Source organism: Synechococcus sp. CBW1004 (assembly GCF_015840715.1).
Taxonomy (GTDB): Bacteria; Cyanobacteriota; Cyanobacteriia; order PCC-6307; family Cyanobiaceae; genus Cyanobium.
This window is the reverse complement of the sequence record NZ_CP060397.1, coordinates 3,338,240-3,353,158: the sequence shown is the minus strand read 5'-3', so window position 1 is coordinate 3,353,158 and position 14,919 is coordinate 3,338,240. Positions and strand designations below refer to the sequence as shown.

Sequence of the window (14,919 nt, the reverse complement as noted above, 5' to 3'; positions counted from 1 at the left end):
GCGATCGCGCCTGGCCGGACATCTCCCCGCCGGCTCTGAATTCAGACCACCGATGCTTCGGTGCCTCAACGGCGGCTGGACCCGATGACCGCAGCCCAGGGCGAGAAGGGCAGGCATCGCTCCCCTGATTGCGGCCCAGCCCCACAGGAGCTCAGAGAGCCTCAGGAAGCCGTAGGCAGAAACACCAACTGAACACACACAACTTCACAGAGCTATAGGCATCTCGGCTCATTCCGCTGGTCAGGCCACGAATGTGTGCATAGGCTGACTTCAACCCTTCTCACCTCCCGCCATGAGCATCCATCCCGGGGCCTCCTCCCTCCACTCGGTGAGCTCCGCCCTGCAGAGCTGGGAGGAGCCGAGCCGTCAGCACGCCGAAACCTGGGATGCGATGGAGACCTATTTCGAATGCATCACCACCTGCTCGCTCGAGGATGGCGAGTGCGTGACCCGCTGCGTGGAACAGCTGCGGCAGACGGCCTGAGCGCCACTGCCGATCCCCTGGCCCCTGGTGGACGGGGGATCGGCAGGCCTTGATTTCCTGACTCGCCAGGCGGGGATGTCGCAACGGCTACGTGCGGCATCGAAACACTTCGTAGCTTTGCGGTGTCCGCGACGTCACCGCGTAGCCCGTCATGTCCGAACCGCTTGCCCTCAGCCTTGGTCAGCAATTCGAGCTCGAACGCATGAGCCGGGCGATCGATGCCACCGTCGACCCCCAGGCCCTGCGTGGTCTGGCCAAACAGCTCCTTCAGGCCTGGCATAGCCAGAAGGCCGCCACCCAATGGGTGATGCGCCAGCAGCTGGGCAGCCCGCCCAGCGTGTCCGCGGGCCTGGCGTTGGATCCCGCCTCCCTCGATGCACTGCTGCCCGAGGGGAACCCAGGCTCCGATCCCGCCTGACCACCATTCTCTTCCCCATCATCAAGCCCTGAGCCCTTCCGGGATCGCTTCACACCAGAAGCGTCCCGGATTTTTTTTTGCAGCCGATCGAGCAGATCCACCGGGCCCAGCCGCATGGCGGCGGCCAGGACAGGCGAGGGGCAGGGACCCAGAGGCCATGGAAGGCAACCGCGTGGGGTGTGGCTCCTCAGCGGCAGCCGTGCCAATGGGCGTCGGGAGATCCTTCTGCTCACCGCAAGCCGACGGGCGATCACGCCAGACCTGAAAGCCCGGGTGTCTCCCCCCCCGCCGACCCGGAGCTCAGGGCCGGGGCCGCACAGTCGAGCGGTCAGAGTGCCTCCCGGATGGGCAGCCACTCCGCCTGGAGGCCCACATCCGGCACGCCGGATTCACGGTTGATGCGGCGCAGCCACTGGTAGCGGCCGATCCGGTACCCCCTGCGCACGGAGCGCATCCCCGGCGGTGTTTCCGCGGCGGCACAGCGGCGGCTGCCATCGAGGCAGGCGCCGCCGCGCTCCGAAAGTCCACAGGCCGTCAGACACACCGTCAGCAGGAGGAGGGTGAGCCCCCGGCAGGGAGAGGCAAGCGGCAGCCGCACCGGGTGAAGGGCCCGGCGAGACCATCGCGCGGGTTCAGGGAGCCCCACTCACCCGCAGGTCGGTGGGCACCACCGCCAGGGAGATCTGCTGGCCGTTGCGCAGCAGGGTGAGGGTCAGGGGATTGCCGACACCGGCAGCCTCCACGGCCTGCACCACCGCGGCTGGATCGGGCACCGGACGGCCCGCAACGGCCACGATCACATCACCACGGCGCAGGCCGGCGCGCGCGGCCGGCCCTCCGGGCTGCACGGCCATCACCACGGCACCGGGAACGGTGGCCCCATTGCTTCCCCGGGCCAGATCGAGGCCGACGCCGATCATCGGATGGCTGACGCGACCGCTGCTCGCCAGCTGCTGAGCGATGCCACGGGCGCGGTTGATCGGGATGGCGAAGCCCAGGCCGGCACCGGGGCCGGAGCGCACCAGGGTGTTGATTCCCACCACCTCTCCTTCACTGTTGAGCAGCGGTCCGCCGGAGTTGCCGGGATTGATGGCGGCGTCGGTCTGGATCAGATCGAGACGCTTGTCGGTGATGCCCAGCTTGCTGGCATTGCGATTGAGGCTGCTGATGATCCCCAGGGTGACGGTGTGGTCGAGCCCGAAGGGATTGCCCACGGCGATGGCCCAGTCACCGACCTGGAGCGCATCGGAATTGCCCAGCGCCGCCACCGGCCAGTTGCCAGCGGGCAGTCGCACCACGGCCAGGTCGGTGATCGGGTCCAGACCCACGACACGGCCCTCCACCTGCTGCCCGTTCTGGAAGCCGACCGTGACCCGGTCGGACTTCTCCACCACGTGAGCATTGGTCAGCACCAGACCATCGGCCTGATAGACGAAGCCGCTGCCCTGGCCGCGCACGGTGCGCTGGGAGGGCGGCATCTGCATCTGGGGCAGGCCGAAGAACTGCCGGAACAACGGATCACGCATCAGCGCCCCCGGCAACCCACCCGCGCCACGGCCACCGGCCACAGCCTCCGTGCGCTCGGTGTCGATCGTGACCACCGCCGGCGAGGCGCGACGGACCGCGACAGCGACGAAGGACTGCCTGGAGAGGGCCGCCGCCGACGCGGCGCTCTGAGCCAGCCCCGGCTGGGGAGTCAGCAGGGGCTGGGCCCCCAGCAGCAGGGTGGCGATGGCTCCCGCACCACCCAGACCGGTGGCAGCACGGCGAAGGGAGGCGGATCCGGCGGCGGACCGGATGCAGAAAGATCGCATCGGGCGACCAGGCGAAGAGAAAGACCGTAGGCAGCGGGGCCAACACCTGGAAGGGGAGGCAAACCGCCCACCCAGGAACGGGTGGGATGCCCACGCTCACGGCATGCAGCGCCGGCCCGACAGAGAGAAGGGCGCCACCGGCCGCGAGAGACAAACGATCACGAGCGCACGCCCCTGGACCGACAAGCGCGATCCGGGAGGCGAGCCACCTAGGATTTGTGAAATTTTCTATCGATCTGTGGACACAAGTCGTCTCTTGCTTGCGTTCCTGGCCTTTGGAGCTGCCACCACGACCCTCTGGGCGTGGATGCTGGCTTCCAACTCCTCATCGCAGGGGCGATGATGGTGTCATTCGGCTGGACGCCGCAATCCAATCTGCCTGCGGGGACCCCCCTTCCGGTCATGGCCTCGTTCCTCTCCGATCTCTTCCCGTTCCTCTACGCAGCCTGCTTCCTGGCGCTGCTCTGGCAGGCATTCCGAATCATGGGGCAGGGCTTCAGTGCCGTGCCCCGTCCCGGCGACCCGCAAAGCGCCGGCGGAGCCGGTCCAGCCGCCGCTGATCGCACCGGCCGCCTGACGATTCACCCCGAGCTGCTGGATGCCGACGGGCAGCTGACCCGCGAGGACCTTCTCACGGTTCGCTTCAGTGAAGACCAGGACGCTTCGGCCCGACCCGGGGAAGCAGGCTGACCGGCCAGGGCTGCCGGGCGCGAACCTGCCGCTGAATAGGCTCCCCACAGTGAACGCGCTCTCCTTCGGAGGTTGATGGTGGACCAGAGAACCCGAATCGTTGGGGCCGTGCTGAATTCGCTGAAGCTCCCCCCCCGCTTCCGCCTCAAGCTGGTCAAAAACGACCCGGTCCGTCTCGAGCTCAGCCTCACCCCTGCCTACGGCAAGGATCCGATCCTGGTGGGCATCGTCGAATCGCAGGATCTGGTGGCCCGGCGCGACCGGGAAGGCCGCATCCCGCGCGACCTGCAGGGCACCTGGGACTGGACCGTGCGGCACGGCAAGGTGAGCACCGGCGGCTGGAACCCCTACCTCAAGGAGGCCCTGCAGACGATGTTCGAGACCGGTCTGCCGGCGATCGTCTACGAGGAGTGCACCGGCGAGACCTACCACCCGGTGGATGGCAACCGCCACGTGCGTTGATGCCTGAGGGCAACGCGGCGCCCCTGCCGATCGACCGCCATCTGCCGGCGGTGGCCGAAGCCCTGGCACCCGAAGGGGCGGTGCTGGTGCTGCAGGCCCCGCCCGGTGCCGGCAAGACCACGCGCGTGCCGCTCACCCTGCTGCAACAGCTCGGTGATGAGGGTCGGATCCTGATGCTCGAGCCCCGGCGCCTGGCCGCTCGCAACGCCGCGCTGCGCCTGGCGGGCGAACTGGGCGAAGGGATCGGCGAACGGGTCGGCTACCGCGTGCGCCTGGAGAGCCGGGTGTCGCGTCGCACGCGGCTGGAGGTGCTCACCGCCGGACTCTTCCTGCGCCAGCTGCAGGAGGATCCCGCCCTGGAAGGGGTGTCCTGCGTCATCCTCGATGAGTTCCATGAGCGTGGCGCCGAGGCTGATCTGGCCCTGGCCCTGCTGCGACAGGCCCGTGAGCTGCTGCGGCCGGATCTGCGCCTGCTGCTGATTTCAGCCACCCTGGCCGGCCAGTCGCTGCAGGAGAGGCTGGAGGGGGCATCGCTGATCGAGAGCGAGGGACGCAGCTGGCCGGTGGAGGTGCTGCATCAGCCCCCCCGCCCCCAGGAGCGGCTGGAGCGCCAGGTGCTGCGGGCCCTGGAGGAGCACTGGCTGGAGAGCCCCGGACCCAGCGGCACCGTCCTGGTGTTTCTGCCCGGCCGGCGGGAACTGCTGGCCTGCGAGCGCGCGATCCTCGCCACCTCCTGGGGAGGGGATATGGACCTGGCCCTGCTCCATGGCCAGCTGGAGCTGGAGGCCCAGAGCCGCGCCCTGGCTCCGCCCCGCGGTGACGACGGCAAGATCGTGCTTGCAACCGCCGTGGCCGAGAGCTCCCTGACGATCGAGGGGGTACGTCTGGTGATCGACAGCGGCCTCAGCCGCCGCAGCCGCTTCGACCCGAACACCGGCCTGGATGGGCTGGTCACCGTGCCCGCCAGCCAGGCCAGTGCCGAGCAACGCCGCGGACGCGCCGGCCGCCTCGGGCCCGGGCGCTGCCTGCGGCTGTGGTCTCCCGCCGAGCAGCAGCGCAGACCCCCCTTCGATCCGCCGGAACTGCTGGAGGTGGATCCCCTGCCGGTCGCCCTGCAGCTGGCGCGCTGGGGTGCGGGGAATGGCGAGGGATTGCCCTGGCTGGATCCGCCCCCCGCCTCTTCCCTGAGGGAAGGCCAGCGACTGCTGCATCAGCTGGGAGCCCTCGACGAAGACGGCCGCTTGACCACCCATGGGCGTGCCCTCAGTCAACTGGGGCTGCATCCCCGCCTCGGGCACATGCTCCTGCGGAGCCAGTCCATCGGGGCCCTGGAGCTGGCCTGCGAACTGGCGGTGCTGCTCAGCGAGAGCGATCCGCTCGATCGACGCGAGGCGGGAGCGGATCTGCTGCTGCGGCTCGACTGGCTGCGCAGGCCGGGGGGGCGGCAGCGGCAACTGCAGCGCCTGCAGGAGCAGTGGCGCCGGCAGGTGGTCGAGGCGATCAGCGACAGAGCCGCGGAGGCGGCTCCGGAGCCATCGCTCCCTCAGCCCCCGGAGAACGAGGCGGTTACGGCGGCCCGGCTGGTGTGCTGGGCCTATCCGGAGCGGATCGCGCTGGCCCGTGGCCGCGGTGACGGCCGCTTCCTGATGCGGGCGGGCCGAGGGGCCCAGCTTGCGCCGGAGGACCCTCTGGTGCGGCACCCCTCTCTGGCGATCGCCTCACTGGATGGCCAGGGGGCCGATGCGCGCGTCCATCTGGCGGTGACACTGCCCGCAGACCTGCTGGACGAGCTGGCTCTGACGGAGGGAGAACGGGTGAGCCAGGTGAGCTGGGACCCGATCGCCGGACGCGTCCAGGGAGAGCGCTTGCTGCGCCTCGGAGCGCTGATCGTGGAGCGGAGCCCCTGGCCGGATCCGGATGGAGACCAGACGCTTGAGGCGATGCTGGCGGGGTTGCGCCAGCTGGGGCTGGAGGCGCTGCCCTGGAACAGCCGCAGCAGGGGGCTGCAGCAACGGCTCACCCTGGCGCACCAGCATCTGGGCGCACCATGGCCCGACCGTCGCCCCGAGGCCCTGGAACGGGATCTGGAGACCTGGCTTGGACCGCAGCTGCTCGGCCTGCGCAGTCAGCAGGATCTGCAGCGCCTCGATCTGGAGAGCGCTCTGTGGGGAGATCTGACCTGGGAGTGCAGGCAGGAGCTGGATCAACTGGTGCCGGCCAGCCTCAAGGTGCCGTCGGGGCGATCCGTGGCGCTCGACTACAGCGGTGGGGAGGCGGTGCTGGCAGTGAAGCTGCAGGAGCTGTTCGGCTGCAGGGGACTGGAGCCCCTCCTGGAAGGGCGCCTGCCGATCACCGTGCAGCTGCTCTCACCAGCGGGCCGGCCGGCGGCGATCACCCGGGACCTGCAGGGATTCTGGGCGAGCGGCTATGGCGAGGTGCGACGCGACCTGCGGGGGCGCTACCCCCGCCATCCGTGGCCGGAGGATCCGACCGGTGCCGAGGCCACCAGTCTGACCAAGGCAGCCCTGGCACGCCGAGGCAACACCGGAAACCCGAACACCTCCCGGTAGCGACGGATTCGTCAAGGCAGCGCAACGGATCGTTACTGTTCATTGGCCATGCATTCCCACCCCGTGTCTGAGTCCACCTCCTCCCGCTTCGGCTTCGTGCAGTTCGCCGAGACCTGGAACGGCCGACTCGCCATGCTCGGCTTCGTGATCGGCCTGGCCACCGAACTGCTCACCGGCCAGGGCATCCTGTCCCAGATCGGTCCCGGCTGATTTGGCCCATAAGGCACAGCCCCTCCAGCTCTGCGGAGATGGAGGGGCTTTTCGATACCACCACCGCGGGCGATCACGGAGACCGGAAGGGCATCTTCCCGAGCTCCGCCCAGTCCTCTGTGAACGGTCCCCACCCAGGCCGAAGCAGCGCTGAATCATCCCTTCACCCGGGCAGAGGGGCTGATCAGCCCCGGCTCCTAGGGTGATTCCTGGTCTGAGTCGACCGTCTTGAACTCCTCTGCACCGAATCCGACACCCGATGCCGGGGAGATGCTGGTTCAGCCTCGCGGACCTCGATTTTTCGCCCGCAACCGCCGCGATGGCGCCCGATTGCTGAGCAGCACCCTGACCATCGCCGTGATCGGCCTGGTGGGCTGGCAGCACACTGCCGGTCGTGTTGTGGCATCCATCGCGGGCGCCCTGAGCCTGTTCTGGTGGCTGCAGTATCGCCAGCTGAAACAGTGAGTCCCGCCAGGAAGCGACCGACGTGGTGATGGGAGGCGATCGCGACGACCCGCTGCCCCGTTATGGCGTCCAGGAGCTGAACGAGGCGATCGGCACCCTGCTGGAGCGAGGCTTCGCGCCCCGTTTTCTGGTCGAGGCCACCATCAGTCGCCCGCAGCTGCACAAAGGGCATCTCTGGCTGACCCTCACCGACGGGCAGGCCTCGGTTCCCGGGGTGATCTGGGCCTCCCAGCTGGCTCGGCTGCGGTTCGTGCCGGAAGAGGGCGATGGCGTGGTGGTGGTCGGCAAGCTCAACTTCTGGGCGGCCCAGGCCCGCCTGACGGTGCAGATCCTCGATGTGCGTCCCAGCCTCACGGCCGTGCTGCGCCAGTTCGAGCGGGTGCGGGCCCTGCTGGAGCCCCTGGGCCTGTTCGCCATGGAGCGCAAGCGCCCACTGCCGGCCTGGCCCAGGCGCATCGCCCTGCTGACCGCCGTTCCCAGTTCCGCCCTGGCTGACATGCTGCGCACGGCACGGGAGCGTTGGCCGGCCACGGCGATCCTGCTGGTGCCGATCCCCGTGCAGGGTGCGGTGGAGGCCCGGATCTGCGAGGCCATTTCAGGGCTGGGGGAGCGGGCCGAAGCCCTCGGACTCGACGCGCTGGTGCTGGCCCGCGGCGGCGGCAGCCGCGAGGACCTGGCTGTGTTCGACGGCGAGGACCTCGCCCGCAGGATTGCCACCTGTCCCCTGCCGGTGGTCTGTGGGCTGGGCCATGAAGACGACACCACCATCGCCGACCTCGTGGCCGACTACAGAGCTGCGACGCCGACCGCCGCCCTGGTGGCCCTGCTGCCGGATCGCAACGCGGTGTTGGCCCAGCTGCAGCTGAGCCGGCGCCATCTAGGCCAGCTGGTGGCCCTGAGACTGGAACGGACCGGCGAAGCCCTGCGTCGACAGCGCCAGCGCCTGCAGGATCTGCATCCCCGTCTGCTGTTGGAACGGGAGCGACGGCGGCTCAGCGAGCAGCGTCGCCTGCTGCGTGCGCTCTCCCCGACCCATCTGCTGGAACGGGGGTTCACCTGGCTGCGGGACTCTCGGGGTCAGCTGATCCGGTCGGTGCGGGAGCTCACCCCGGGCGACTGCATCGCCATCGCGCTGCGGGATGGCAGTCTCACGGCACGTGTTGAATCGCTCCGGCCGGAATCCCCCGAGGACGAGTCGGCACCGATCGCCCTCTGAAGACGGGGGGGCCACTCCGACATCACCTGGCCTGCATGCCGTGGCGAGCCTTGCAGCCGACTGCTCCCACCGTTGCCCCTCATCGACGATCTGCACACAGGCCATGCCCCCTCAGCAATCCTCCTCGGATCAGCCCTCCGCAACAGGCGCGCGGCGCAAGAGTCGTGGGACGAGCGACACGCCATGCGAGGAGCCGCGAACCCGAGCGTCTGCGGCGTCATCTGCTCCCGACGGCCCCGCACAGCCTGCAGATGTCGATGACGACATCGCGGGAGAACTCAGCTTCCGTGAGGCACAGACCGCCCTGGAGCTGACTCTGGCTGAACTCCAGGCCAGCGATCTCGATGTGGAGCAGATGGCAGGGCTCTACCGACGGGCCAGCCGTTATGCGGATCGCTGTGAGCAGCTGCTCGAGCGGGTGGAGCAGGAGGTGATGCAATGGGACCCCGGGCAGCCCGAAGTCACGCCGCAGCCCTACCAGGCCTGAGCGCCGCCCTGCGCAGGCCATTGCCCTCCCCCGCCGAACCATGAGCGACGAGACCACAAGCCCCGGCCAACCCACCACTCCGCTGCTGAGCTGGCTCTATCTCACCCTGGCCATCGCCGGGGCGATCCTCCCCTGGCTCGCCAACTGGGAGTTCATCCAGACCTATGGCGCCAGCTTCAACCTGGGATTGTTCGTGCAGCTGGCCAACGCCAATGCCGCCGCACAGTCGCTGTCACGGGATCTGCTGATCGGCGCCTCCGCGGTGACCATCTGGATGGTGGCTGAAGCCCGTCGCCTGCAGATGCGCGGGCTGCCATGGGTGCTGCTGGGCTGTGTGACGATCGCCTTCGCCTTCGGCGCCCCGCTGTTTCTCTATCTGAGGGAAAGGCGCTTGCAGGAGATCGCACGGAACGGCTGAAGCAACGGCAGCGTCGTCTCTCGCGGAGACTTCCAGAGACATCGACCACCCGGGGGACAAAACGGTCAATGTGAGCACCAGATCAAGGTGGTGCGGTACGACTGAACCGCACGATCGAAACGCGCTCTGCTGAGCCTCAACATCGATGGCGGAAAGGATCTCTCCGGGGCAGATCCTTCACGCCATGGTCAGGATCAGCCGGGTGAACGGTGCTGTTCGCTGCCGCTATCGCTTGTCTCGACTTCGACAGCCTCGACGTTGATGGTGACCTGGGTGACGTCGATCTCGGTCGCAGGCGCAGTGAAGCCAGGTGAAACGCTCCCCGAAGCCTGCATCGAAGACCCACAGGCCGGGCAACGATCGACCGCCAGGCTGCTGACGCCACAGACCGGACAGGGTCGCAGTCGGGAGCGCAGGACCTGCCAGCCAATCCAGGCGGCGGCACCCGCGAGCAACGGCAGAAGCAACAAGGTGAGCGTCAGACCGCCCAACAGATCCAGCAGGAAACGTCCGACCGGCATCGGCAACAGCAACAGAACCGCCGCCAGAGCAATCCAGAACCAGGGCAGAGGACGGGACATCAGCGATGGAAGCGAGGATCGTTCTCAAACCACCGTTCCAGCGCCGCCAACGCTTCAATACCGGCCCAGCCAAGCAGAAGCAGGGCGGTCACCCAACCCAGGGCGACCGCCAGGGTGAAGACCACGGGGATCACGGCCAGGCCGGCAACGACGGCAAGCAGCACCGCCCCAACGGCAGCGCTGAGCAGAAGCAGGCTGGCCGCCAGAGGAGGGACCTTCCAGAGCCGGGAGGGCCCGGCAGGACGAGGAGAGGGGAGCACGGCAGCACAGCAGTCAGAAAGCCATCCTCACCCCATCAGGCCCGATCACAGCGGCAGCATCGGTGTGGATCGCCCCCCCTGGCGGTCGCGGCGTGCCAGCACCACCCCGAGACACTGGCCGTAATAGAGGGCCACCCCAAGCAACCAGATCCAGAGGGTCAGGATGAGCACCCCACCGACCACCCCGTAGGCCTGAAAGCGGATACCGATCGCCACCAGAACCCGGCCGAGCAGCAGATTGAGCGTCGTGAAGGCAACGCCGACCAACAGCGAGGGGAGCAGCAGGGGGCGAAGCGGCACCGGACGAGAGGGCAGCAGCCACAGAATCAGAAGGGCGGAGAGGCAGCCGATCAACAGAGAGATCAGCACATCGGCACCACTGGAGACCTTCATCAGCCAGTGCAGCTTCCAGGGGAGAGCATCGACCAGCCACTGTCTGAGCACCTTGAGACCAAGAAAGCGCAGATTGCTGACGATCTGATCCAGAACAACCAGCAAAGAAATGAACAGCAGCAACACGAAGGCTTTGAGCCGCAGCCAGACAAAGCGACGCACCAGGCGAGGCCAGGGAAGGGGGGGCAGATCAAAGGGTCGATTCCACCAAAGTCGGTCCGCACCCCGCTGCAGGGTCAGATAGATGTTGTTGGCACTCCACACCAACAACAGAACACCGAGGATTCCGGCACCGAAACCCTGGCGGGTGAATCGCTCCAGAGTCTGGACAAAGAACGGCATACTTGATGGCGGCAATAACTGCGCCATCTGCTCCTGGATGCGCAGGAGCAGATCCTGGTCACGGCCCAGAAATCGGGAGAGCAGCGACAGAATGATCAGCAGCGCGGGCAGAAAGGATTGCAGACTGTGATAGGCGAAGGCGGCACTGAGATCGACACAGTCCGCACGCAGCCAGAGGATGTAGGCCGACCAGGCGGGACGCAACAGGCCGCGGCGCAGCTCCAGACGCCTGGGGGAGCGACGGAGACGAAGTTCTCCAGAATTCCATCCACCAGTCCCTCTCCCCATGCGCAGAGCCCTCCTTGCAGCAGGATGCAGTGATCCTCCTACAGAAACTCCACACCGGAGCTGAAAGCCTGCTCGGCGGGCGACGGGAAGTGAAGACCTGGTGGGGTGCCCTCAAGACGGGAGCAAGGGTGGCGAACCGATCAGGCCTCGATGGCGGACGGCATCCCCTGAACCCCGAGAAACCATGCCTAGGGATCAAATGGACAGAAGACCATCAAGAACAGGGAGTACACCCACCCGCATCATCAGTGAGGTGACGGCCCCAGCGCACACCACCCAGCGGAGGCACGCCATAAAAAAAGCCACCCATCGGGTGGCTGATCTCGGTGCAGTAACTGCATCCATCATTGATCCTCCATCACGCCATGACACGGCAGTCCGGTCATGGCTTCACTGGAGGCTGGAATCAAGGTTTTACCTGGCATCGTGCTGCTTTCGCAGGGGGCTACCCCCCAACTATCATCGCCGCTGCTGCGTTTCACATCCGAGTTCGAGATGGATCGGAGTGGGACCACAGCGCTATGGACACCAGGATAGTCTTGATCCTCAGGTGAGCCCTGAGAACTGCATAGGTTGGGTCGTCCCTGCCTTGACAGAAACAACACGCCTGGAAAAGAAAGCTTTGAGTTGAGTGGTGGTCAAGCCCTCGGTCTATTAGTACTCCTCCGCTTCACACATTACTGCGCTTCCACGTAGAGCCTATCAACGGGTGTTCTTCCCGTGACCTTACTGGCTAACGCCATGGGAATACTCATCTTGAGGTGGGCTTCCCACTTAGATGCTTTCAGCGGTTATCCTCTCCGCACATGGCTACCCAGCGTTTACCGTTGGCACGATAACTGGTACACCAGAGGTGCGTTCCTCCCGGTCCTCTCGTACTAGGGAGAACTCCTCTCAATATTCCTGCGCATGCACCGGATATGGACCGAACTGTCTCACGACGTTCTGAACCCAGCTCGCGTACCGCTTTAATGGGCGAACAGCCCAACCCTTGGGACCGACTTCAGCCCCAGGTTGCGATGAGCCGACATCGAGGTGCCAAACCTCCCCGTCGATGTGAACTCTTGGGGGAGATCAGCCTGTTATCCCTAGAGTAACTTTTATCCGTTGAGCGACGGCCCTTCCACTCAGAACCGTCGGATCACTAAGGCCGACTTTCGTCCCTGTTCGACTTGTAGGTCTCACAGTCAAGCTCCCTTCTGCCTTTACACTCGTCGGCTGATTTCCAACCAGCCTGAGGGAACCTTTGCGCGCCTCCGTTACCTTTTAGGAGGCGACCGCCCCAGTCAAACTGCCCACCTGATACTGTCCAGCCCCCGGATCACGGGTGGCTGTTAGAACCCTAGCTCGCAAAGAGTGGTATCTCACCAGTGGCTCACATCGACCCGCAAGCCGATGATCAAAGCCTCCCACCTATCCTGCGCATTGCGAGCCCGGGCACAATACCAAGCTACAGTAAAGCTTCATAGGGTCTTTCTGTCCGGGTGCACGTAGTCCGCATCTTCACAGACAATTCTATTTCGCCGAGCCTCTCTCCGAGACAGCGCCCAGATCGTTACGCCTTTCGTGCGGGTCGGAACTTACCCGACAAGGAATTTCGCTACCTTAGGACCGTTATAGTTACGGCCGCCGTTCACCGGGGCTTCAGTCGCCAGCTTCGCTTGCGCTGACCAGCTTCCTTAACCTTCCGGCACTGGGCAGGCGTCAGCCCCCATACATCGTCTTGCGACTTAGCGGAGACCTGTGTTTTTGGTAAACAGTCGCCTGGGCCTCTTCACTGCGACCACCTTGCGGTGGCACCCCTTCTCCCGAAGTTACGGGGCCATTTTGCCGAGTTCCTTAGAGAGAGTTACCTCGCGCCCCTCGGTATTCTCTACCACCCCACCTGTGTCGGTTTCGGGTACAGGCAGTCATGCCTTAACGGGTATAGGGCTTTTCTTGGAAGCTTGACATCACCTGCTTCGCTGCCGTAGCAGCTCGCACTCACGCCTCAGCTCAAGCTGTTTTCGCCAGCTCTCAACGCCTCGAACGCTTGGACCAGTAACCAACTTCTGGCCAGGCTAGCCTTCTCCGTCCCCCTTCCCAAAACATGACCGGTACAGGAATGTTGACCTGTTGTCCATCGACTACGCCTTTCGGCCTCGCCTTAGGTCCTGACTAACCCTCCGCGGACGAGCCTGCCGGAGGAACCCTTAGGGTTTCGGGGCATGGGATTCTCACCCATGTTTTCGCTACTCAAGCCGACATTCTCACTTCCATGCAGTCCACGCCCGCTTACGCTAACGCTTCGCCCCACATGGAACGCTCCCCTACCATTTAACAAGTTAAATCCGCAGCTTCGGTACGATGCTTAGCCCCGTTCATTTTCGGCGCAGGATCGCTCGACCAGTGAGCTATTACGCACTCCTTTGAGGATGGCTGCTTCTGGGCAAACCTCCTGGTTGTCTGGGCAATCCCACCTCCTTTATCACTGAGCATCGATTTGGGGACCTTAGCTGGCGGTCTGGGCTGTTTCCCTTTCGACCATGGAGCTTATCCCCCACAGTCTGACTGCCTGGCTACACATTGGGTATTCAGAGTTCGTCTCGATTTGGTACCGCTCTCGCAGCCCGCACCGAAACGGTGGCTTTACCCCCCAATTGGAGCACCAGACGCTACGCCTCAACGTATTTCGGGGAGAACCAGCTAGCTCCGGGTTCGATTGGCATTTCACCCCTAACCACAGCTCATCCGCTGATTTTTCAACATCAGTCGGTTCGGACCTCCACTTGGTATCACCCAAGCTTCATCCTGGCCATGGTTAGATCACCCGGGTTCGGGTCTATAAACACTGACGATCGCCCTATTCAGACTCGCTTTCGCTATGGCTCCACCATTTCCGGTTTAACCTGCCAGTGCCTATAAGTCGCCGGCTCATTCTTCAACAGGCACGCGGTCACCCGATCAGTCGGGCTCCCACTGCTTGTAAGCTCACGGTTTCATGTTCTATTTCACTCCCCTCCCGGGGTTCTTTTCACCTTTCCCTCGCGGTACTGTTGCGCTATCGGTCACACAGGAGTACTTAGCCTTACGAGGTGGTCCTCGCGGATTCACACGGAATTTCACGTGCTCCGTGCTACTCGGGATACAGCTAGGCCAGATTCGTTTTCAGATACGGGGCTTTCACCCTCTATGGCGCGCCTTTCAAGCGCTTCTCCTAACGGCACTGGTACCACAACGCTGTCCCACAACCCCGATGGGCGAACCCATCGGTTTAGGCTCTTCCCCGTTCGCTCGCCGCTACTGAGGGAGTCGTTTTTACTTTCCTTTCCTCCAGCTACTAAGATGTTTCAGTTCGCTGGGTTGGCTCGCACCGCCCTATGGATTCAGGCGGCCGTTCTAGGGGTTGCCCCATTCGGAAATTCCCGGATCAAAGCGTGTTTCCAGCTCCCCGAGACTTATCGCAGGTAACCACGTCCTTCATCGCCTCTGTGTGCCAAGGTATCCACCGTGAGCCCTTTGTAGCTTGACCTATAAAATCTTTCCAATGCCATAGGGCTGTTGAGGCCCCTTCTCCCAGCGTCAAGGTTTGAGCTGACCATCCTGCTTTCGCAGCACAATCCACTCTCCTCCTGACGTCCAGGATCAAACTCCCTTACCCTCGGCAGGCTTGGAAGAACATTGGAAAGTCTCAGCTCTTAAACTCCATAGAATCCCAGCTCGCGCTGGGCATCCATGAGATGCTTTCTTTCCAAACTCACCTATGCAGTTGTCAAGGTTCTTGCTGAATTCATCGCTTCTCCTTCAAGAAGCCTGAATCCAGCTTCCAGGCAGCTGATCGT

At 64.9% G+C, this 14,919-nt stretch carries 15 protein-coding genes and 2 rRNA genes; 10 read left to right on the top strand and 7 right to left on the bottom strand.

Annotated features, from left to right (window positions below; all coding sequences use genetic code 11):
• Nucleotides 1–292 precede the first annotated feature (292 nt).
• Both H8F25_RS15935 and H8F25_RS15930 read left to right on the top strand, forming a co-directional pair.
• Nucleotides 293–484 (top strand): hypothetical protein, encoded by a 192-nt coding sequence (locus H8F25_RS15935; RefSeq protein WP_197214069.1) that lies wholly within the window; start codon nucleotides 293–295, stop codon nucleotides 482–484.
• A gap of 151 nt (nucleotides 485–635) precedes the next feature.
• Complete coding sequence (locus H8F25_RS15930; protein WP_197211240.1) at nucleotides 636–902, top strand: hypothetical protein; 267 nt, start codon at nucleotides 636–638, stop codon at nucleotides 900–902.
• A gap of 328 nt (nucleotides 903–1,230) precedes the next feature.
• Here the strand turns inward: H8F25_RS15930 and H8F25_RS15925 are convergent, their stop codons facing one another.
• The gene (locus H8F25_RS15925; protein WP_197211239.1) at nucleotides 1,231–1,500 is read right to left on the bottom strand and encodes a hypothetical protein; all 270 of its coding nucleotides are present in this window, start codon (nucleotides 1,498–1,500) and stop codon (nucleotides 1,231–1,233) included.
• Between the two features lie 34 nt (nucleotides 1,501–1,534).
• The gene (locus H8F25_RS15920) at nucleotides 1,535–2,716 is read right to left on the bottom strand and encodes a trypsin-like peptidase domain-containing protein (RefSeq protein ID WP_197211238.1); all 1,182 of its coding nucleotides are present in this window, start codon (nucleotides 2,714–2,716) and stop codon (nucleotides 1,535–1,537) included.
• Between the two features lie 402 nt (nucleotides 2,717–3,118).
• Here H8F25_RS15920 and H8F25_RS15915 point away from each other — a divergent pair, with 402 nt between their 5' ends.
• The 8 genes from H8F25_RS15915 (at nucleotide 3,119) to H8F25_RS15880 (ending at nucleotide 9,234) form a co-directional block, all read left to right on the top strand.
• Entirely contained in the window at nucleotides 3,119–3,406 is a 288-nt protein-coding gene (locus H8F25_RS15915; RefSeq protein ID WP_197211237.1) for a DUF2973 domain-containing protein, read from the top strand.
• 78 nt (nucleotides 3,407–3,484) lie between these two features.
• Nucleotides 3,485–3,868 carry a hypothetical protein gene (locus tag H8F25_RS15910; RefSeq protein ID WP_197213990.1) on the top strand — a complete coding sequence of 128 codons (384 nt, stop codon included), beginning with the start codon at nucleotides 3,485–3,487 and terminating at the stop codon, nucleotides 3,866–3,868.
• A complete protein-coding gene (hrpB, locus tag H8F25_RS15905; protein WP_197211236.1) occupies nucleotides 3,868–6,438 on the top strand; it encodes an ATP-dependent helicase HrpB in 2,571 nt (856 codons plus the stop codon). The genes H8F25_RS15910 and hrpB overlap by 1 nt, the downstream gene beginning before the upstream one ends.
• 48 nt (nucleotides 6,439–6,486) lie before the next feature.
• A complete protein-coding gene (locus H8F25_RS15900; RefSeq protein WP_197211235.1) occupies nucleotides 6,487–6,648 on the top strand; it encodes a chlorophyll a/b-binding protein in 162 nt (53 codons plus the stop codon).
• A gap of 270 nt (nucleotides 6,649–6,918) precedes the next feature.
• The gene (locus tag H8F25_RS15895; RefSeq protein WP_197213989.1) at nucleotides 6,919–7,113 is read left to right on the top strand and encodes a hypothetical protein; all 195 of its coding nucleotides are present in this window, start codon (nucleotides 6,919–6,921) and stop codon (nucleotides 7,111–7,113) included.
• A gap of 28 nt (nucleotides 7,114–7,141) precedes the next feature.
• The gene (gene xseA, locus H8F25_RS15890) at nucleotides 7,142–8,329 is read left to right on the top strand and encodes an exodeoxyribonuclease VII large subunit (RefSeq protein ID WP_197211234.1); all 1,188 of its coding nucleotides are present in this window, start codon (nucleotides 7,142–7,144) and stop codon (nucleotides 8,327–8,329) included.
• Between the two features lie 103 nt (nucleotides 8,330–8,432).
• On the top strand, nucleotides 8,433–8,816 hold the full coding sequence (gene xseB, locus H8F25_RS15885) for an exodeoxyribonuclease VII small subunit (RefSeq protein WP_197211233.1): 384 nt from the start codon (nucleotides 8,433–8,435) through the stop codon (nucleotides 8,814–8,816).
• 40 nt (nucleotides 8,817–8,856) lie between these two features.
• Nucleotides 8,857–9,234 (top strand): DUF2834 domain-containing protein, encoded by a 378-nt coding sequence (locus H8F25_RS15880; protein WP_197211232.1) that lies wholly within the window; start codon nucleotides 8,857–8,859, stop codon nucleotides 9,232–9,234.
• Between the two features lie 194 nt (nucleotides 9,235–9,428).
• Here the strand turns inward: H8F25_RS15880 and H8F25_RS15875 are convergent, their stop codons facing one another.
• The 5 genes from H8F25_RS15875 to H8F25_RS15855 all read right to left on the bottom strand — a co-directional run bounded on the left by H8F25_RS15875 (nucleotide 9,429) and on the right by H8F25_RS15855 (nucleotide 14,609).
• Nucleotides 9,429–9,815 carry a hypothetical protein gene (locus H8F25_RS15875; protein ID WP_197211231.1) on the bottom strand — a complete coding sequence of 129 codons (387 nt, stop codon included), beginning with the start codon at nucleotides 9,813–9,815 and terminating at the stop codon, nucleotides 9,429–9,431.
• Complete coding sequence (locus H8F25_RS15870; RefSeq protein ID WP_197211230.1) at nucleotides 9,815–10,075, bottom strand: glypican; 261 nt, start codon at nucleotides 10,073–10,075, stop codon at nucleotides 9,815–9,817. Before H8F25_RS15870 ends, H8F25_RS15875 begins: the two co-directional genes overlap by 1 nt.
• A 45-nt stretch (nucleotides 10,076–10,120) precedes the next feature.
• Nucleotides 10,121–11,014, bottom strand: a complete 894-nt coding sequence (locus tag H8F25_RS15865) for a YhjD/YihY/BrkB family envelope integrity protein (protein ID WP_231596907.1) — start codon at nucleotides 11,012–11,014, stop codon at nucleotides 10,121–10,123.
• Between the two features lie 500 nt (nucleotides 11,015–11,514).
• Nucleotides 11,515–11,631, bottom strand: a 5S ribosomal RNA gene (gene rrf, locus H8F25_RS15860).
• 101 nt (nucleotides 11,632–11,732) lie between these two features.
• Nucleotides 11,733–14,609 (bottom strand): 23S ribosomal RNA (locus tag H8F25_RS15855).
• Nucleotides 14,610–14,919 lie beyond the last annotated feature (310 nt).